The following is a 20629-nucleotide window of genomic DNA, read 5'->3' as shown; positions in this document are numbered from 1 at the left end:
TACGGCAGTGGGGCAACCCGGCCTAAAATCAAATTAATGTGGTGTTAAACAGCTTTATGGCCGGGGTATTACTCAACAACCCTTCCCCGCAAAACATTTACATACAGCAACTCCGGAAGTACCTGTACTGAAAATGGGTAATCGTGGGAGATGTAAAAAGAATCTATATGAAAACGCGAGGCCCCCTGCTTTTTTCTGCCTTAGTGCTCGTCTTTGCCCTCTTTGCGGCCGTAAATCCGACCGCGACGCCTCCCGGTGATGCCCCGTCGATCATCCTGAAGACGATGCTCACCAACCTGCAGACATACCACTACCAGCCGACCGACATCGATGACGCCTTCTCGGAGCGGGTCTATGATCAGTACCTCAACGACCTCGACGGCGCCCGGCTGTTCTTTACCCAGGACGACATCGACGCGTTCGCTCCCTACCGAACGCTGATCGACGATGAGAGCAAGGCCGGTGAGTACACCTTCTACAACCTAGTACAGGAACACTGGACGGCGGCCCTCGACAAGACGGAATCATGGTACGAGGAACTGCTGGCCGAACCCTTCGATCTGGCTAAGTCGGGCAGCTTCAAGGACCGGGACGAAAACTCCGGGTGGGCGGCCGACGACGCCGAGCTTAAACAATACTGGCACGACTACATGAAGCGCGACCTGCTCAGCCAGATCGTCGACAAGCGGGAAGAGATGGCTAAGGACACTACCGGAGCCGTGCAACCCAGCCTCGATTCGCTTGAAGTAGAGTACCGGGGCAAGATCCTCGAACGCTACCATGATTGGTTCAAGCGGATGCGCGAGATGAAGCCCAGCGTAAAGACCTCCCAGTACCTCAACTCCATGACTGCGGTATTCGACCCGCACACCAGCTACTTCCGTCCCAAGGACAAGGAGAGCTTCGACATTCGCTTCAGCGGCCGACTCGAGGGAATCGGTGCCACGCTTCAGACCGACGACGAGTACACCAAGGTAACCTCCGTGGTCGTAGGCGGCCCGGCCTGGAAGGGCAAGGAGCTGAAGGAGGACGACATCATCATGGGCGTTCGCCAGAAGGGAGAGGAAATGGTCGACATCAAGGGCATGCAGCTCGAAGATGTCGTGGACAAAATTCGCGGTAAAAAAGGCACTGTTGTTAGCCTGAAGGTGAAGAAACCAGATGGCACGATCCGTGATATTTCCATCGAGCGCGACATCATCATCATCGACGATACCTACGCCAAATCGCTGATCATCGACGACAATGTGGGTGGTGAAAAGATCGGATACATCTCCCTGCCCAGCTTCTACGCCGATTTCCAGAACGACGACGGCCGCTTCTCCGCCAAGGACGTAGCTGCCGAACTCGATAAACTCAAGGCACAAAATGTAGACGGCATTATTCTCGACCTACGCAACAACGGCGGTGGCTCACTGCGCGACGTGGTGGATATGACCGGCTTTTTCATTCCCGAAGGCCCCGTCGTACAGGTGGCCGGGCGCAATATGGACAAAGAAATTCTCGAAGACAAAGATCGCCGGGTGCAGTATGACGGACCCGTAGTAGTCCTCGTAAATCAGTATTCCGCATCTGCCAGTGAGATCCTGGCCGCCGCCCTGCAGGATTACAACCGCGCGGTGATCGTCGGCAGCACCTCTACCTTCGGAAAGGGTACGGTACAGCGCTTCATCGACATGGATCGCACCATCAGCGGCCATAACGACATCAAGCCCCTCGGCACGGTAAAACTGACTATGCAGAAGTTCTACCGCATCGACGGAGGTTCCACCCAACTACGTGGCGTAGTACCCGACATCATTCTGCCCGACAGCCGCTCCCTACTCGAGACCGGTGAAAAAGAGCAGTCGGCTCCCCTGGCCTGGAGCGAGATCGAACCGGCCAAGTACAGTCAGGACGTCTACCGTATCCGCAACATCGACGAGCTCAAAGCCCGTAGCGCAAGCCGCGTGGAGAACAGCCCCACCTTCACCCGCATCCAACAGAACGCCGAACGGGTCAAGCGCCAGCGCGATCGTGATACTTACCCACTCGCACTCACCGACTTCGAGGAATTGCAGCGCGCCACCCGGACCGAAGCCGAGATGTACGACGACCTCTTCGAAGACGTAGTCAATCCCGGTGTGCTCAACCTCCAGGTAGACCTCGAGCCCATCCTCTCCGACGAAAGCAAGACCGCCCGCAACGACGACTTCAAGAAGAGCGTCAGCAAGGATGTCTATATCCGCGAGGCAGTGAGCATTGTGGAGGATATGATTAAGCTGGAGGGAAAGTAGATTAGTACGGTAGTAGTTTTAGTACGGTAGTACGGTAGGGTGCACTACCGTACTATTGTACTACCTAACTACCGTACTAAAACTCCACCTCCTCCTGCTCCCCACTCCCCATATCCTTCACCGTATACCTCCCGCTCTGTGCTTCGCGGCTTCCGATGATGATGACTTTGGGCACATTGCGCTGGTCGGCGTACTTCATCATCTTGCCGAGCTTGGCGGCCGTGGGATAGAGATCGACGTGGTGACCGGCGCTGCGCAGTTTACCGAGAAGCTGAAATCCGTGTAGGAGGGTTTCGTCGTCGAGGCAGACGATGAGGTAATCGAGGTCGTGGCTGGTGTCTTCGGGGAAGAGGGCGAGTTCTTCCAGTACGTCGTAGACGCGTTCGGCTCCAAAGCTGATGCCTACGCCCGGAAGGTCGCGACCGCCGAAAATACCGGTCAGGTCAGCGTAGCGGCCGCCGCCGGCGATGCTGCCCATTTTAATGTTCGGGTGAGCGTCGGTATCGACGGCTACCTCATAGATGCAGCCGGTGTAGTAATTCAGGCCACGGGCGAGGGTGACGTCGAATTCCAGGCGATTGGTGAGTGGGCCGACGGTGTCGAAGACGGTCTGTAACTCGGCAATACCCTGACGGCCGATCTCGCTGTCGGCGAGCAAGGGCGCTACCCGGTCGAGACTGGTCACGCCGAGAAACTGCTTGATGACATCCACCGCAGCGGCATCTACGCCCCTTTCCAGGAGTTCTTTTTCCACGCCCGCTTCACCGACCTTGTCGAGCTTGTCGATGGCGATGGTGATGTCCATCATTCGATCGGCGTGACCGGCGATCTCGGCCAGCCCGGCGAGAATTTTGCGGTTGTTGAGGCGGATGACGGCTTTGAGCCCGAGTTCCGCGAAAACGGCATCCAGCAGTTGGGTAAGCTCCGCCTCGTAAAGCAGGGAATCGGATCCGACCACATCCGCATCGCACTGGTAAAACTCATTGTAGCGTCCCTTCTGCGGCCGGTCGGCGCGCCAGACGGGGGCGATGGCGTAACGCTTAAAGGGAAAGGCAAGGTCGTTTTGGTGCATCACGACGTAGCGGGCAAAGGGAACGGTAAGGTCGTAGCGCAGTCCCCGCTTCGAGATCTGGGGCAGCACGGCATTGCTGTCTTTGTCGGCCAAGTTTTGGGCGTCGGCCTTGCTCAGAAAATCGCCGTTGTTGAGCACTTTGAAGAGCAGTCGGTCCCCCTCTTCACCGTACTTTCCGGTTAGGGTCGAGAGATTCTCCATTACCGGCGTTTCGATGGGCTGGTAGCCGTAGCGGTGGAAATGCTTACGGATCACATCGAAGAGGTAGTTGCGCCGACGCACTTCGCCGGGCAGAAAATCACGGGTGCCTTTGGGTATGGACGGTTTCATGGGCGCGAAGGTAGGGAATTGATGGGGTGTGGGTAAAGTAGGTGATGCTTCTCGGGTATTTGATTGAGTGGTTGCAGGGGCACATTAAGGTTACGGGTCGCTGGGGAAGTTTCCGAAGAACAATCAACTGCGGTTGCGGAAAAAGATGCTATAATTGCTACGTATCGACGCCGGTACGCAATCGATTGATCTATGTACATACACTCCTTCCTCTCGCATACTTTTAGTGCCCTATGTTTTCTCCTGCTTATTTCCTGTGGCCGCCCGGCATCCACCGATTCAATAACCACCCAACCCATTAGTACCGGTATTGGGGCTGCCTACCAAGACCACTTCTACATCGGGGCGGCCGTCAACCGGTCCCTGCTCGATGGGCGGGACACGGCCGGACTGCGACTACTCGCCGAGTTCACCTCCATTACCCCGGAAAACGTGATGAAGTGGGAAAACATACAGCCCGCAGCCGATTCCTTCGCGTGGGAAGCCGCCGATGCTTACGTCGAACTTGGGGAAAAACAGAACAAGTGGATCGTCGGTCACACCCTGGTCTGGCACAGCCAGCTGCCGGATTACGTAAAGGAAACGACCGACCCGGACCTGCTGCGGCAGTACCTGCGCGAGCACATCACCGCCGTGGCCGGCCGCTACCGGGGGCGCGTCGACGGATGGGACGTCCTGAACGAGGCCCTGAACGAGGACGGCAGCTACCGCGAATCCGTTTTCTACACCGTGCTGGGTGAAGCGTACATCGTCGAAGCCTTCCGTCTCGCGGCCGAAGCCGCCCCCGATACGGAACTGTATTACAACGACTACAACCTCAACAATCCCCAAAAACGGGAGGGGGCCGTCCGCATCGCCCGCTTGCTACAGGACAACGGCGTTCGCATCGACGGCACCGGCATGCAGGCGCACTACAACCTCAACGGGCCGCCCATCGACGAGGTCCGTGGAAGCATAGCCGCCTTTGCCGCCACCGGCGTGAAGGTCATGATCACCGAACTCGACCTCACCGTGCTGCCCAATCCCTGGGACCTGGAAGGAGCCGCCGTGGAACAGAATTACGAGGGAAGCCCCTACATGAACCCTTACCCCGATCAGCTCCCGGATTCCGTCGCCACCCGCCTGGCCGATCGCTACGAAGAACTCTTCCGCCTCTTCCTGGAATACGACGACGACATCACCCGCGTGACGTTCTGGGGCCTCCACGACAACCAGACCTGGCTCAACAACTGGCCAATCCGGGGTCGTACCAATTATCCCCTGCTGTTTGACCGGTCCTACCGCCCCAAGGCCGCCTACGAACGATTACTACAGCTCGCGGCCAAAGGCTGATCCCTGCCATCCACCCTAATCGATCATGCCCTCATCTATATACGGCCGCCCCCTGGACTTCCCACCAAGTGTAGGTCCCAGATGCCGCCGAAAAGGATGGAATATACCACCTGTGCGAATGGCGGGGAACGTGGTACCTGTTCTACCACGATTCGATCCTGTCCGGTGGGGTCACCCACCTGCGCTCCGTTGAAATGGCGGAGATACGGCACGACGAAGACGGAATGATCGAAACCCTGCACTCCTACCGTCCGGCCTAGGTCAGGAGGATGCCCGTGGAACCACCTTTGTGTTCAGGCGAACGGTGATCGCGGTATTCGTTTCGGCATCGGGCTGTGTGATAATTTCCAGGGCCTGCCGTAGGGCCAACCTTCCCATTTCGGCGGCCGGGTGGCTCATCGAAGTCAGGTTCGGGGTAATGATCGTACACATCGGATCGTCGTTCATTCCGATGAAGGCCACGTCCTCGGGGATTCTTTTGCCCACCGACTTGACGTACTTCATCGCACCGATGGCCGCCGAGTCATTGGTAGAGAATACGGCATCGGGCGGGACGGACAGCTTCAACATGCCGGCGATCAGGGCCGTGCCTTCCTCGATGCTCAGGCGGTGGCTGTTTCCGATCAGGGACTCATCGATCGGAATTCCGTTATTCCGCAGGGCGGCCACGTAACCGTCGTACCGGTCGCGGTATATCTTCTGCTTTAGCGATCCGGAGAACAGGGCGATCCGCTTCCGGCCCCGGTCGATCAGGTACTGGGTCGCGTCGTAGCCGGTCTGGTAGTTGTCGATCATGACCTGATTACCCCGGTAATTCATCGGTACCCGATCTACGAATACGACCGGCGTTCCCTGGCGCACGGCATCGTTGAAGTGACTATAATCGGTGGTTTCCATCGCCAGGGAGACGATAAGGGCCTGCACCCGGCTGTCCACCAGCGCCTTCGTGTTCGTCACTTCCGTTTCGTAAGAATCCTGCGTCTGCGCGATGAGCACGTTGTACCCGGCCCGCTGGGCGGATTCCTCTATGCCGCTGATGAGCGTGGAGATGAAGGGGCGGTTCACCCACGGCACCAGTACCCCGATGGTGTTGGAATGTTGGTTCCTCAGATTGCTTGCCAGTACATTGGGCCGGTACCCCCGCTGCTTAGCGAGGGCCTTGACGGCCTTGGTCGTCTCCTGGCCGATGCTGGTGTGATCTTTTAGTGCTCTGGATACCGTGGAGGGAGATACGTTCAGTTCCTTAGCCAGATCGTAGATGGTTACCCGCTTGTTATTTTTCTGGCCCATTTGGTACTGCACTATTTAGGACAACTGTTGGGCAAAATTACCATCCGAATCATCATCGCGCTTACCATTGCGGCCGGATCCCGGGCGCGTAGGGATACGTCAGGGCTTTGTATTCCTCGAGTGTTTGGGGCGGTGCGGGTACTCCCTCCGGCAGGGGTCTGCCGGACACGGAGCGGAAGTACGCCAAACATGCATCGCGCCACCACTCGGCTTCCCGCTGCTGGATAGCGAGATGCTGGCTGACGTGCCGGAAACGTTCCGCGTCGATGCGCCCCTCCAGGCCCGACCAAATGTCCGCCATCTCCCCGACCTGTTCCACGCCTAGCTGGTACCGCAGGCCGAGTTCCCGCCAGAGCGTGTTCCCGCCGGCCAGCTCGTAATCCCAGGGCAGCCGGTGAAACCACAGGAGAAATTTCTCGGGCGTAGTGGCCGGATCCGCGTACCGGCGGGCAAAACCCTCGGGGTACTGGGAGAGGGCATCGCTGCCGGTCGACGTACGATCAAAACCGATGCTGTCCCGGGTAGCCCCGTGGTAGTAATAAGGGTTCCAGTCGGCCCGACCGAGGTCGTCGATCCAGGGACCGGGGCCGTAGTGGTGGCCCGTATTCATTATGTGGTGGAGACCCAGGGGGGTCATGTAGTTGACGCAGGCGGGATACGAAAGCGCAAGCATTTGGGTAATGGAATCGATCACCTCCGGATCGCGGCCGAAGGTGAGGCCAGCCCACTCCGCAAAGATTTCCCGGGCGGCCGTTTGCGGTGCCCAGGCCAGGCGACCAAAGGCAAACCAGTCGGCCTGACCGAAGAGGTTGCCCGTCCAGTTGCGGGCCGTCCCGATATTGCTCACACCGGCAATCCCCGAAATGAGCTGGTGAACCTCCCCACCGGGTTCCGTCGGGCGCAGGTCAGTACCGAGCACCTCTTCGTACATGCTCGCCAGCCCGACAAGGTGAGTGCCCTGGCCCAGGTACTCCTTCGTGATCTGCAATTCGAGCATCAGGGGGGTCCGGGGCATAGCGGCGAAGAGCGGCGATACGGGTTCCCGGGGCTGGAAGTCGATGGGTCCGTTCTTGATCTGGACCAGCACGTTGTTACGAAAGCGGCCGTCGAGGGGCGTAAATTCATCGTAGGCCTCCCGAAACCGGTCCCGGCCCGCCTCGTCCGAGTACACGAAGGCCCGCCAGACGACGATCCCACCGTGGGGGGCCAGCGCATCGGCCAGCACGTTCGCCCCCTCGGCGTGGGTACGCCCGTACTCCCACGGTCCGGGCTGTCCCTCAGAGTTGGCCTTTACCAGGAAGCCGCCAAAGTCGGGGATGCGCGCATAAATTTCTTCGACCTTCTCCTTCCACCAAGCAATCACCGCCGGGTCCAGTGGGTCGGCGGTGTCCAACCCTCCCAGTTCCATGGGAGAACTAAACCGGGCCGTCAGGTACAATTTGATGCCGTAGGGGCGGAAAATGTCCGCGAGCGCCTTTGCTTTGTCTAGGTAGTCTTCCCGGAAGATCAGCGAGTTAGCGTTCACGTTCGTAACCACCGTGCCGTTGATGCCGATGGAGGCGTTGGCGCGCGCGTAGTCCACGTACCGCTGGTCGATGTACTCCGGCAACTGGTGCCAGTTCCAAATGGAAAACCCGGCGTACCCCCGCTCTACCGTGCCGTCGAGGTTATCCCAGTGGTTGAGAATACGGTGCGCGTAGGCCGGTTGCTCGGTACGGTTGAGCGAGCGAAGGTCCGTCAGGGCTTGTACCTGCCGCAACAGATCGAAGGCACCGTACAGTAAGCCCGGCTCGTCGTCGGCCAGCAGCAACACATCACCGTCGTGGTACACCAGGTGATAGCCCTCGGACCCCAGATCGGGCACGTCGGCGGTGGCCAGGTAGTGGTCAAGACGCGCGGAACGACCGCGCAGCCCCAGGTAGATCCCGTGGGCACCGGCTTCTCCGGGCCCGCGGAGCGGTTGTACGCCCAGCAGCTCGCTGAGTCCGCGCCGCAGTTCGTTCGTGGCGGTAGTGGCGACCTCCCCGCCGCCGGTACTGCCGTCGATGAAGGTTAGCGCCGCTCGGTAGTCCTGTCGGACGATCGAATCCTCGATCAATTGGTGCCCGAGCCACAGGGCGTATCCGTCGGAGCCGGCCAGGGGGCAGGAGAGGCAAATGACAATAATCCACAGGAGGGTCCGCATATTGACATACAGGTTTTTGGAAATCCCGGAAGTAGCGCGGCCAGTTCCGCCATTTCAAAACTTCCCTAAGGTATTCCCTTCAAATGATTTCGCGTATTTTACGCAATCGATAGCGTAAAGCTACGGCATCGCCCTAACACTTGTAGTATGAAAGCTGGTCCCCTGCTGATTTTACTCATCATTCTGCTTACTGACCCGGTTGCCGCACAGGTACGGCTTCCCCACCTGATCTCCGACGGGATGGTCCTGCAACGGGACGAAAACCTTGCGGTCTGGGGCTGGGCTGGCGCCGGCGAGGCGGTGGAAGTCCGCATCGGCGACGAAAGCTACCGGACCAGTGCCAACCCTGACGGCCGGTGGTCCGTCACCCTAAACGCGCGGCCCGCCGGCGGACCGTATGCGATTACCGTGAAGGGCACCAACGAGATCACCGTCCGCAACGTCCTCTTCGGCGACGTATGGCTGTGTACCGGCCAGAGCAATATGGTACACCAGATGAAACTGCACCGCGTCCGTTACGCCGACGACATCGCGCAGGCGGACTTCCCTGAGATCCGCCACTTCTCGATACCCTCTACCCCGCAGCTGGCCGGCCCCGCCAAAGAATTGGCCGGAGGGGAATGGAAAGCCGCTACCCCGGAAAACGTCCTGGAATTTACCGCCGTCGGCTACTTCTTCGCCCGCGATATTTACGAGAAACACGGAGTACCTATCGGACTGATCAACGCCAGCGTCGGCGGAACCCCCATCGAGGCGTGGACCAGCGAAGCGGGACTGCAGGATTTCCCCGACCTCACCGCCACCATTCACCAAAACAAGGATACCGCCTACGTAAATCAGGTGAACCGCCGCGCACGGCAGTTCGCGAGCGAAGCGACGCCGTCCGACGCGGGCACCGCCGGCCCCACCCCCTGGTACGCTGAAACGCTTGTGCCGGGACCGAACTGGCGCCCCATCAACGTACCGGGGTACTGGGAAGACCAGGGTTTAAGCAATTTGAACGGCACGGTCTGGTACCACCGCGAAGTGGACCTCCCCGCCGGAATGGCAGGTCAGGAAGCCGAGGTCTTTCTCGGGCGTATCGTGGATGCCGACGAGCTGTACATCAACGGCCGGCACATCGGCAGTACCGGCTATCAGTACCCCCAGCGCCGCTACCCCGTACCGGCCGGGCTGTTGAGGGCCGGGAAGAACCGCTTCACCGTCCGGGTGACCAACCACGGGGGCAAGGGCGGCTTCGTGCCGGACCGCCCGTACCAGATCCATACGGCTTCCGACACCGTCGACCTGAAGGGCACCTGGCAGTACCGGGTGGGCGTGGTATTCCCCCCACCCCGGTCTCGCTCCGCTCCGGGGATTTCCGCCCAGCACCAGCCCACCGCTCTTTTTAACGGCATGCTGGCACCGGTCACGAAGTACGCCATCAAAGGAGTACTCTGGTACCAGGGTGAATCCAATGCCGGCCGGCCGGAAAGTTACGCCGCCCTCCAGGCCGCCCAGATCGCCGATTTTCGGCGCCAGTGGGATCGCCCCAACTTGCCGTTTTTCTTCGTTCAGCTTCCCGGCTTTATGGACTTTACCTACCTGCCCGCCGAGAGCAACTGGGCCGCCCTGCGGGAAGCCCAGCGCCAAACCCTCCGCATCCCCCATACGGGCATGGCCGTGGCCATCGATCTGGGCGAGTGGAACGATATTCACCCCGACAACAAGCGGGACGTCGGACTGCGGCTGGCCCGGCTCGCCCGGCAGCAAGTGTACGGAGAACCTTTGGTCGCCAGCGGCCCGCTCCCCGATCGAACCGAAGTCCGGGACGGCGTAGTCCGCCTCTACTTCACCGATTCCGGGGGTGAACTGATGAGCAGCGACGGCGAACCGCTGCGCGAATTCGCCCTGGCCGGATACGACGGAACGTTCCACTGGGCGGAAGCGAAGATCGTCGGGGACCACCTAGAAGTGTCTCACCCCGATATCCCGTACCCGCGTACCCTTCGTTACGCCTGGTCGGACAACCCCCGGGTGAACCTTTACAACCGCCAGGGATTGCCCGCGGCACCCTTTGAAATGGTCGTCGGCGCTCCGGCCCCGCCGCGCTGGCACGGCAAACAAGCCGCCGTAGTGCTTACCTACGACGATGCCCTGGAAGTACACCTCGATCATGCCCTCCCCGCTCTCGACGAGCGAGGCCTCAGGGGCACGTTCTACCTCACGGCCGCCGCCCCCGCCAGCCAAAACCGTCTGGAAGACTGGCGCCGGGCAGCCGCAAACGGGCACGAACTCGGCAACCACACCCTGTACCACCCCTGCGACGCTACCCTGCCCGGCCGGGAGTGGGTGCAGCCGGAGCGTGACCTGAGCCGGTACACGACCGCCGATATCGTCGCCGAAGTCCGCATGACGAACACCTTCCTGCACGCCGTCGACGGCAAAAGCGAACGAACCTTCGCCTACACCTGCGGCGATACCCAGACCAGCGATGGTTCGTTCATAGGAGCCATTGCCGACGATTTTGCCGCCCTCCGCGGGGTGCGCGGCAGACTCAGTACCATCGACAACGTCAACCTGCAAAACGTAGACACTTACGTCGTCGACGGCCACTCGGCCGAAGACATGATCGGGTGGGTTAAGCAAGCCGAACGGGAAAACGCCCTGCTCGTAATCCTCTTCCACGGGGTCGGCGGCGGGCACGGCCTAAATGTCTCCCTCGACGCCCACCGGGAATTACTGGATTACTTGTCCCATAACGCAGACACCCTGTGGGTAGCCACCATGCTGGAGGTCGCCCAACACGTCAAAGCCTTTCGACCATGATCAACCTATTGCATTTAGGCGGGGCCACAGGAGCAATCGCCCGGGTAAAGCAAGCCGCTACGGCACTGACCCTCCTGCTCTGCCTGGCGCTGCCGGTAGCCCTGCCGGCACAGGCCGACCCGCCGGAACCCGTAACCCTTACCGACGAAGAAGCCCGCGCCGATATGCTGAGAAAACTGGGCATCACCCAACTGAGGCCCGGCCCCAGCGGCGACCCCGCCGCTCCCAACGCCGCGAACTACGACGAGGCGCTGGCCAACCCCTGCCCCGACCTGCCCCCCGTCTTCGAAACAACAAGTGGTGAGCCGGTCACTACCCCCGACAAGTGGTGGGACGTACGGCGCCCCGAACTGGTCTCCCTTTTTGAGCAAGAAGTCTACGGACGGGTCCCCGATCGGGTGCCCAGCGTTACGTGGACCACCAAAGTCGAGGATCGGGAGTACGTCGGCCGCATCCCCGTGGTGGCCAAACAACTGATCGGCCACGTAGACAACAGCAGCTACCCCGCGATCGAGGTGGACATCGAAATGATGCTGGTCGTGCCTACGAATGTGTCCGGCCCGGTGCCGGTGCTCATGATGTTCGGCCGCCCGGAATTTCCCGCCCCCGCCCAACCGAACAAGGAAGACCTCGAAGTTTTGAATACTGCCTTCAAGGAAATGCTGATCGAAGCGCGGCCGGACACCCGGGAAATATTTGACCGTTACCCGGCCTATACGCCCATTACCCGCCTACCGCCCGCTAATTGGTTCGCCCCACCGCCCAATGGGGACTCTCCCACTACGGAGCAACTCCTCGCCGCCGGTTGGGGGTACGCCACCATCAGTCCCGCCAGCATCCAGGCCGACAATGCCGCCGGCCTGACCCGCGGCATCATCGGCCTGGTAAACCGGGGGCAGCCCCGTTCGTCCGAGGACTGGGGGGCCCTGCGGGCCTGGGCCTGGGGAGCCGCGCGGGGACTGGACTACCTCGAAACCGATTCGCTCGTCGACGCCCGTCGCGTGGGCATCGAGGGAGTTTCCCGCTACGGAAAGGCAGCACTGGTGACCATGGCCTTCGAACCGCGGTTCGCCGTGGCACTTCTCGGATCTTCCGGAAAGGGGGGCGTGACCCTCCACCGACGGGTGTTCGGCGAAGCCGTGGAGAGTCTCGCTGGCTGGGGCAGTTACTGGATGGGCGGCAACTACGTAAAGTACGGGGCCGAGCAATCCACCTTCGGTAAACTAACCGGCTGCGACCTACCCGTGGATGCCCACATGATGCTGGCACTCTGCGCCTCCCGGCATGTGTTTGTCAGTTACGGTATACCCGAGCAGGGCGATGCCAAGTGGTTGGACCAGCGCGGAAGCTACATGGCCACCGTGGCGGCCGGCAAGGTGTACCGGCTGCTGGGTGCCGCGGACCTCGGTGTCACCGACGACTACCTGAACGAAGCCATGCCCCCCGTAAACACCGGCCTCCTGGACGGTAATCTCGCCTGGCGACAGCACGACGGCGGACACACCGATCAACCGAATATCCAACACTTCATCCCCTGGGCCAATCGAGTGCTGGCCGCGAAGCCGGAATAACCGATAGCTCCCGATAAATCACCACTCACGCAGGAGGTTACGGGCCGCGGAGGCGTAGGGGTGGCCAGCCTGCATACCGATTGCCTCCAACTGAACGCGGGCTGTCCCGGTGTCACCCGTGCCCATAAGCGCCAGCGCCCGGTACCATTCGGCCGCGTCCGCGTAGGGGCCCAGTGGGTCGACGCGCTCGAACCATTCCCGCGCCCGGGCCGGATCCCCCAGTGCCAGCGCCGATACACCCAGGTAAAGTGGGGCGGCTGGATAGGCATCGGCAGTAGGCAGCAACTCCTCGTAAGCCGTGTGGTAATCGCCCCGGTCGTAATCGTACAGGATGCGCTGCAGGTCGCTCTCCCCCTCCGTCTCCGGGGGCACGTCGGTAAAGACATTTGGGTAGGGAGTGAAGTATTCGGTATAAAGCTCGTCGGGAGTCTGCTGTCCGAAGGTATCGTACATCAACCAGAGGAAGATACCAAAGACCACGGCCGCCACCACCATCCCCGGAGCCGGCAGCGAAAGGGACGGCCGGTAGCGGGGGGACAACTTCACCTCGGAAGCGGCGGTGGGCGGGGGCGCAGGAGCGGAGAGCTCGGTCCGCCGACTTTCTTCCCGTTCGAGGGTCTCAATCAGGTCCAGCCGGCCGGCTACGGTCACAACGTCGGGCCAGAGAAGCGAAGCATCAGAAATTTGCTGTTCGAGGTCGGCGCGGCAGTGCAGTACTCGGTCTGCAATTGGTTCTCCCGTTTCGTCTCCACTGAAGGCCCGCGACAGGGCAGCGTCGGACAGGCGGTGGTAATCGGCCAGCAACAGTAATTCCCGACACTCGGTACCGGAGCCCTGGAACCGGCGCAGCAGTTCCTGCCCTTCCACCGAAAGCTTAACCGTACGCGGGAAATGCCCGATCGGCCGGTCGGTGGGATTATCCTTCCCGAAGTACACGCGAGCGATCGCCGTTACGTAAGGCAGCAGTTCGCCCCGGTAGGGATCGTCTTCGTCGATGCTTGCCTCGTACCAGGCGACCAGGGCGCGCCGGTAATTTACCAGGGCTTCCGCCCGCGCATGCCCGTCCTCCTTAGCCCACATCAGATATTCTTCCCGGTAATCCGAGTAGTGCTGAATAAGCTGAGTGAGAAAGTGTCCGTCCTGCATGGGTGGGGGTTTACCGACTTTGGCGAGCGTAATATACCGTGATGCGCAACCGGACCAAGGTAAGCGAAAAGCATTCCGGGCGTAGGACCTGAGTCTACCCGGATCGATTATCTTGGGCGGGATGACGCGACAAACTTATCCCTGGCCCATTTTTTTCGTTCTGCTCTCTCTGTTCCTCCCGGGATGCCACCGAAGCCCGTCGAAAACCGTGGAGACCGGACGGGGGGAGGACTCCCCAAACATCATCTACATCCTGGCGGACGACCTCGGCTACGGTGACCTGGGCGTTTACGGGCAAACCAAAATCGAAAACCCCAACATCGATGCCCTGGCCGCCGGAGGGATGCGCTTCACCCAGCATTATTCCGGTGCACCGGTCTGCGCACCCGCCCGCAGCGTTCTGCTCACCGGCCGTCACCTGGGCCACTCCCCGGTTCGCGGCAACGACGCCTGGCGTTCGCGGGGCGACGTGTGGGACTACCGGGCCGTGATCCAGGATTCTACGCTAGAGGGCCAACTGCCCCTGCCCGCAAACACCCACCTATTCCCCCAATCCCTCCAACGCGCCGGCTACCGTACCGGCATGGTCGGTAAGTGGGGACTCGGCGCCCCGCATACGGAGTCCATCCCCACCCGCATGGGCTTCGACTATTTCTACGGCTACAATTGCCAGCGGCAGGCCCACAGCCTTACCCCCATCCACCTCTACGAGAACGAGCACCGCGTATATTTACACAACCGCGATACCATTGTGCCCGGGACCGGCATTCCCATGCACGCCGACCCGCGGGATCCGAAGTCCTATGCGGCCTACAATCAGGAGGATTACGCGCCCACCCTTTCGTTCGCCAGGCTTATGGAGTTCGTCCGTCAGGATAGTGACCAGCCCTTCTTTCTGTACTGGGCCACCCCCATCCCACACCTTCCCCTGCAGGCGCCACAGCGGTGGGTAGACTACTATGTGGATAAATTCGGTGACGAAGAGCCCTACTACTTCCGCGAAGGCGAGAAGGGCGCGTACTTCCCGGTACGGTATCCGCGCGCTACCTATGCGGCCATGGTGTCTTACCTGGACGAGAACGTCGGAAAATTGGTCGCCTACCTGAAGGAAAGTGGTCAGTACGACAACACGCTCATCATCTTCACCTCCGACAACGGGCCCACTTACGTTGCTGGCACCGATTCACCGTGGTTCGATAGCGGCGGCCCCTTCCCGGAAGAGTACGGTCGCGGCAAAGGATTCCTGTACGAAGGGGGCATCCGGGTACCGATGATCGCCAGTTGGCCCGGACACATCCCCGCCGGAACGGTCACCGATCACGTTTCGGGATTTCAGGACGTCCTGCCCACGGTCTGTGAGATCATCGACCGCCCCGTTGCGGATAGTACCGACGGCATCAGTTTCCTCCCTACTCTTCTCGACCGGGGCGAGCAGCCGGAGCATGAGTACCTGTACTGGGAATTCCCCGAGTACAACGGACAGGCAGCCGTGCGCCTCGGTAATTGGAAAATGATCTGGAAGGAAATCAAACAGGGCAACGAAGCGGTGGAAGTATACGACCTGACTACCGACCCCGCCGAACAGCTTGACCTGGCCGCCGACCACCCGGAACTGGTGACCAGATTCTACGAGATCATCCGCAGGGAGCACGAGCCACCCGCCAACGAGCGTTTTTCCATCCCGGGGCTGGAGGCGGTTTATCGGGGGCGGTAGCGATTTCGGACTGGGACCTTACTCTTTCTCGAGCTTCCAGGTGCGCACCCAGTCGATGTACATCGTATTGACCGAGTCGTCCAGCAGGTCGTTGCGGTCTGGGAGTCCGCCCAGCCAGGGTTCGTCGACGGTCCACAGGTCCCAGATCAGGTTGAGGTCACGGGTGAAGTCTCTTTCCGAGACTACGCTGCCGGCCGGCTCGCCGTCCAGATAAAATTGGATGTGCCGCGCATCTTTCCACCATACGCCCACAACGTGGTATTCCTCGTTCCAGGGGATTCCCTTCAGGGGATTGTCGTCCGACAAATTACGGTTGTCGAAATTACCCTTCGCCCGCCGGGTGTCGTCGTCGATCACGTGGAAGTACTGGGCATTCATTTGCCAGGGAAAGTCCGGCTGACAGCCGCAGGACGGCTTCGAGTTGTTCTCAATAACGTCGATCTCGTTGCGGTTCGAGATGTTGCCGTTGTTGAGCCAGAAGGTATTGTAGGCAGAGAGGTGGGCCGTTTTGATCCGGCTTTCGGTGTACATGGGGTAACTGATGCGGGCGCGGGACTGAATCCGGGATGTCTCGAACCACCGCTCGGCTCCATCGTCCAACGTCGCTCTGATCCACAGATTTCCGTCCGCAACCCCGGAATTCTCGGCGCGCATTTGCACCGGAACGCCGTAGTTCCACAGCGATTTGAACCACTTGCCGGTATCCCAGCGGTCGAACGCGTCGGTCAGTGAGTCGACTGCTACCCACTTCATGCCTTCCGGCGTGGTATCGTCGACGGACACGAAGAAGGGCTGATCGGGATCGGGGTTCGTAAAGCGACCCACCGGTGCGGGAGGGGAAGTAAGCATTTCTCCGTCGTCCTGTCCACAGGCGGAGGCCACCAGGAAAAGCAGAAAGACGTAGGGGAGGAATTTTTCAGGGTACATATACAGGGGTCGGGTAAGGAGCAAATTGAATCCGGCTCCCAATAAGCGATCAATCAACCGATTAGTGACCGCCGCGATCCATCCGTTGTGGAAAAATGACGATACGTCCGCGTCTTTTTTGTCCCGGATGGTTTTGGCTGCTTGGTGAAGAAGGTTGCTGTTCCGGTATTCCAGTGCACCCGCGTCCCCGCCCACCTTTTGCCGGGGCCGTTGAAAAGTGAAGGGTGCAATACATTTGTCCGGGAAATCGGAGAATAAGCGCAGACTTAATTCGGCGGGAACGCAGGAGCGGGGAACAAATGGCGGAGCGATGGGAGTAAAATGCCTAAATTCGCGGCTTCGCGCCATCGCGATAACAAAAAAATCACCCCCCTACATGGCAGATATTCAGGAACTCAAACGCGTTGCCTCGCAGGTACGGCGCGACATCATACGTCAGGTATACCTTTGCCAGAGCGGCCACCCCGGCGGAGCCCTCGGTAACACCGACCTGCTCGTCGCCCTATTTTTCGAGGTGATGAAGCACGACCCCAGCTTCAACATGGAGGCCCACGGGGAGGACGTATTCTTCCTCTCCAACGGACACATCTCTCCGGTGCTCTACAGCGTGCTGGCCCGCGCCGGCTACTTCCCGGTGGAGGAGCTCAAGACCTTCCGCGCGATCAACAGCCGGCTCCAGGGCCACCCCACCACCCACGAGGGACTGCCCGGCGTGCGGGTGGCTTCGGGCTCACTCGGACAGGGCGTAAGCGTGGCGTCTGGCATGGCCCTCCAGAAGCGCATGGACGGCGACGACCGCACGGTCTTCGTCCTCACCGGCGACGGCGAACAGCAGGAAGGACAGATCTGGGAAGCGGCCCTCTTCGCTCCCCACAACAAACTGGAGAACCTGGTCCTCATCATCGACGACAACGGTCAGCAGATCGACGGCCCCACCAGCGAGGTACTGCAGCTCGGCAGCTTCGCCGATAAGTACGCTGCCTTCGGTTGGGACATCATGGAAATGGACGGCAACAACCTAGAAGAAACCATCGAGGTGCTCAAGAAGGCGCAGGCGAAGCGCAACGGCAAGCCGACCTGTATCGTCATGAAAACCGATATGGGCATGGGCGTAGATTTCATGGTCGGTACCCACCACTGGCACGGCAAGGCTCCCAATGAGGAACAGGCCATCAATGCACTCGGACAGCTGGAAGAAACTCTGGGCGATTTTCCTGCGGAAGGGATCTGAGCGCATTCAAACTTAACAACCCTCCCGACACTGCTCGGGAACCAAAAATAAACTATGCTAAGCCTAGATAAACTTCAATCCACCGGCAAGAAGGCCACCCGCGACGGTTTTGGTGCCGGTCTCAAGGCCGCCGGTGACCAGCACGACAACGTGGTTATGCTTACCGCCGACCTGCGGGGCTCCATGAAATCGGAGGACTTCATTAATACTTACCCGGACCGCTTCATTCAGGTGGGCATTTCGGAGGCGAATATGATGGGACTGGCTTCCGGTCTCGCTACCGGTGGCAAGATCCCGATGACCACCACCTTCGCCAACTTCAGTACGGGCCGGGTGTACGACCAGATCCGCCAGTCGATCGCCTATAGCGACAAGAACGTGAAGATCTGCGCCAGCCACGCCGGACTGACCCTCGGGGAAGACGGTGCCACCCACCAAATCCTCGAGGACATCGGCATGATGCGGATGCTTCCGGGCATGACCGTCATCAACCCCTGCGATTACAACCAGACCAAGGCCGCCGTACAGGCCATCGCGGACCACCACGGCCCCTGCTACCTGCGCTTCGGTCGTCCGAGCTGGCCCATCTTCATTCCCGAAGACACCAAGTTCGAAATCGGCAAGGCCCTGCACCTCAACGAAGGTTCCGACGTTTCCATTTTCGCCACCGGCCACCTGGTGTGGTACGCCGTCGAGGCCGCCCGCCAGCTGGAGGAGGGAGGCATCAGCGTCGACCTGATCAACATCCACACCATCAAGCCCCTCGATGAGGAGGCCGTCATCGCCAGCGCCAAAAAGACCGGTGCCGTCGTCAGCTGCGAAGAGCACAACAAGTACGGTGGACTGGGTAGCGCCATCGCAGAATGCCTCTCCAAGCACCAGCCCACCGCTCAGGAATACGTAGCCACCGACGACACCTTCGGTGAATCCGGAGAAGCGGAAGAACTGCTCGAGAAGTACGGCCTCGGCGTGAAGGACATCGTCGCGGCGGTGAAGCGCGTGGTGAATAGAAGGGATTGAGGGATTGATGGGTAGAGGGATGGAGGGGTTGAGGGATTGAAGGGTAGATGGATTGAGGGGATGAAGGATTAATGGGTAGAGGAGTGTGGTACACCCGTCCCCTCAATCCTTCAGTCCCTCACTCCCTCACTCCCTCATTCCATCATTCCTTTATTCCCCTAACTTCGGTAAGTACTTCACCGGACGACTATGGAACCAATCAAGATTACCCTTGCGCGGAAGGATGCCCAGCTCAAGCAGATTCTGGAGCTGCAGCGGATCAACGCCCTGGAAAGTATCGATGCGGATACGGCTAAGGCGCAGGGATTCGTAACGGCCCGTCACGACCTGCCGCTGCTTAAGCAGATGAATGCCTCGGCGGCTTCGGTAATCGCCTTGCAGGAGCGGAAGTTGGTGGGGTACTGCCTGGCGATGACCCGGGAGTTCAGCAAGTCGCTCGCTTCCCTGGCAATTCTTTTCGAGCGGCAGGATGTGATCGAGCACCGTGGGCAGTTGCTTGGCGAGGTTGAATACTTGGTGATGGGACAGGTGTGCGTTGCCGAAGAAGCCCGGGGTCAGAAACTGGCCGACCGGATGTACAAGTACTTGCGTGCCTGCTACCACCTGCGGTTCCCCTATTGCCTTACCGCCATCGATGCCCGTAATACCCGCTCCCAGCGCGTGCACGAGCGCATCGGCTTCGAAGAGCTTCACCGCTTTACCGCTCCCGACGGCCGCAATTGGATCCTGATCATCTGGAACTGGCGCGACGGCATGGAGGGCTTTTAACCAAGTTACTCACTCGGGCGTTATTCGTGTACGTACATCAAATATACGGTCATGACTCCTCGCTCCGTTGCCAATATCCTGCCGGCCCACGCCATCGACATGGGCGGCACCACCATCTATCAGCCCCTGCCGACGCAGCGGGTGGACCAGATCGACCCCTTTCTGTTGTTGCACCACTTCGGTCCCTTTACCGTGGAGCCGGGGGGGCGGGATTCGCTGGACGTAGGTCCCCATCCGCACCGGGGGTTCGAACCCGTCACCTTCCTGTATTCGGGGGGGCTGCGTCATCGCGACAGCCGGGGCAACACCGGTTATCTTAAGGGAGGGGACGTGCAGTGGATGACCGCCGGGCGGGGCATCATCCACAGTGAGCGGGCCAGCAAAGAATTTGTCGAGCGCGGCGGTACAATGGAGGGCATTCAGCTCTGGGTCAACCTGGCTCCCGAGCATAAGATGGTGCAACCCCGCTATCAAGACATTAAGGCCAACACGATTCCAAACGTCGCATTCGACGGCGGTGCCAACGTACGCGTCGTAGCCGGGGAATTAGCCGGGAACGCAGGAGCAGCGAAAACCCACGGTGCCGTCCTCGCCTGGCACCTGGAGCTACCCGAAAATGCAACGGTTGAATTACCCGTTCCGGCCAGTTATAATCTGGCGGCCTACTTACTGGATGGAGCGATCACATCCAGCACCGGCTTCGAATACGGGCCCCGTACCCTACTCCACTACCGCAACGACGGCGACGGCATCCGACTCACCGGTAAAGCGCCCCTGACCCGTATCCTCCTGATCGGCGGAGAGCCTATCGGCGCACCCGTAGTCAGCCACGGCCCCTACGTCATGAACACCCAGACCGAGATCATGGAAGCCATGCGCGACTACGGAATGGGAAAGATGGGCTTCTACGTCGAAGAGTAGCGTCGGCTTCAGCCGCAATGCTGTATATCTCGTTTGTA

At 60.2% G+C, this 20629-nt stretch carries 14 protein-coding genes; 9 read left to right on the top strand and 5 right to left on the bottom strand.

The features are described 5' to 3' along the window. Positions 1–167: 167 nt before the first annotated feature. On the top strand, positions 168–2276 hold the full coding sequence (locus GGR28_RS10990) for a carboxy terminal-processing peptidase (protein ID WP_183495835.1): 2109 nt from the start codon (positions 168–170) through the stop codon (positions 2274–2276). A 76-nt stretch (positions 2277–2352) separates the two neighbouring features. Here the strand turns inward: GGR28_RS10990 and hisS are convergent, their stop codons facing one another. After that, positions 2353–3678 (bottom strand): histidine--tRNA ligase, encoded by a 1326-nt coding sequence (gene hisS / locus GGR28_RS10985; protein WP_183495834.1) that lies wholly within the window; start codon positions 3676–3678, stop codon positions 2353–2355. 192 nt (positions 3679–3870) lie between these two features. On the opposite strand from hisS, the gene GGR28_RS10980 reads away from it, so the two are divergent. Then, the gene (locus tag GGR28_RS10980) at positions 3871–5010 is read left to right on the top strand and encodes an endo-1,4-beta-xylanase (protein WP_183495833.1); all 1140 of its coding nucleotides are present in this window, start codon (positions 3871–3873) and stop codon (positions 5008–5010) included. 261 nt (positions 5011–5271) lie between these two features. Here GGR28_RS10980 and GGR28_RS10975 read toward each other — a convergent pair whose 3' ends face one another. After that, the gene (locus GGR28_RS10975; protein WP_183495832.1) at positions 5272–6300 is read right to left on the bottom strand and encodes a LacI family DNA-binding transcriptional regulator; all 1029 of its coding nucleotides are present in this window, start codon (positions 6298–6300) and stop codon (positions 5272–5274) included. A gap of 61 nt (positions 6301–6361) precedes the next feature. Then, a complete protein-coding gene (locus GGR28_RS10970; RefSeq protein ID WP_183495831.1) occupies positions 6362–8485 on the bottom strand; it encodes an alpha-glucuronidase family glycosyl hydrolase in 2124 nt (707 codons plus the stop codon). A 147-nt stretch (positions 8486–8632) separates the two neighbouring features. Between GGR28_RS10970 and GGR28_RS10965 the strand changes: the two genes are divergently transcribed. Both GGR28_RS10965 and GGR28_RS10960 read left to right on the top strand, forming a co-directional pair. Next, a complete protein-coding gene (locus tag GGR28_RS10965) occupies positions 8633–11293 on the top strand; it encodes a sialate O-acetylesterase (protein ID WP_183495830.1) in 2661 nt (886 codons plus the stop codon). Then, the gene (locus tag GGR28_RS10960) at positions 11290–12864 is read left to right on the top strand and encodes an alpha/beta hydrolase family protein (RefSeq protein WP_221233866.1); all 1575 of its coding nucleotides are present in this window, start codon (positions 11290–11292) and stop codon (positions 12862–12864) included. Before GGR28_RS10965 ends, GGR28_RS10960 begins: the two co-directional genes overlap by 4 nt. Before the next feature lie 18 nt (positions 12865–12882). Here GGR28_RS10960 and GGR28_RS10955 read toward each other — a convergent pair whose 3' ends face one another. Then, positions 12883–14010, bottom strand: a complete 1128-nt coding sequence (locus GGR28_RS10955) for a tetratricopeptide repeat protein (RefSeq protein ID WP_183495829.1) — start codon at positions 14008–14010, stop codon at positions 12883–12885. 121 nt (positions 14011–14131) lie between these two features. Between GGR28_RS10955 and GGR28_RS10950 the strand changes: the two genes are divergently transcribed. Further along, positions 14132–15724 (top strand): arylsulfatase, encoded by a 1593-nt coding sequence (locus tag GGR28_RS10950; RefSeq protein WP_183495828.1) that lies wholly within the window; start codon positions 14132–14134, stop codon positions 15722–15724. Between the two features lie 18 nt (positions 15725–15742). Here the strand turns inward: GGR28_RS10950 and GGR28_RS10945 are convergent, their stop codons facing one another. Beyond that, positions 15743–16651 (bottom strand): LamG domain-containing protein, encoded by a 909-nt coding sequence (locus tag GGR28_RS10945; RefSeq protein ID WP_183495827.1) that lies wholly within the window; start codon positions 16649–16651, stop codon positions 15743–15745. 376 nt (positions 16652–17027) lie between these two features. Here GGR28_RS10945 and GGR28_RS10940 point away from each other — a divergent pair, with 376 nt between their 5' ends. The 4 genes from GGR28_RS10940 (at position 17028) to GGR28_RS10925 (ending at position 20591) form a co-directional block, all read left to right on the top strand. After that, complete coding sequence (locus GGR28_RS10940; protein WP_183495826.1) at positions 17028–17882, top strand: transketolase; 855 nt, start codon at positions 17028–17030, stop codon at positions 17880–17882. Between the two features lie 54 nt (positions 17883–17936). After that, positions 17937–18902, top strand: a complete 966-nt coding sequence (locus GGR28_RS10935; protein WP_183495825.1) for a transketolase family protein — start codon at positions 17937–17939, stop codon at positions 18900–18902. 189 nt (positions 18903–19091) lie between these two features. Continuing rightward, the gene (locus GGR28_RS10930; RefSeq protein ID WP_183495824.1) at positions 19092–19670 is read left to right on the top strand and encodes a GNAT family N-acetyltransferase; all 579 of its coding nucleotides are present in this window, start codon (positions 19092–19094) and stop codon (positions 19668–19670) included. Between the two features lie 51 nt (positions 19671–19721). Then, the gene (locus GGR28_RS10925; RefSeq protein WP_183495823.1) at positions 19722–20591 is read left to right on the top strand and encodes a pirin family protein; all 870 of its coding nucleotides are present in this window, start codon (positions 19722–19724) and stop codon (positions 20589–20591) included. Positions 20592–20629 lie beyond the last annotated feature (38 nt).

The organism is Neolewinella aquimaris (assembly GCF_014197245.1).
Lineage (GTDB): Bacteria > Bacteroidota > Bacteroidia > Chitinophagales > Saprospiraceae > Neolewinella > Neolewinella aquimaris.
The sequence above is the reverse complement of the archived record's forward strand: the minus strand, read 5'-3'. Positions and strand labels throughout refer to the sequence as shown.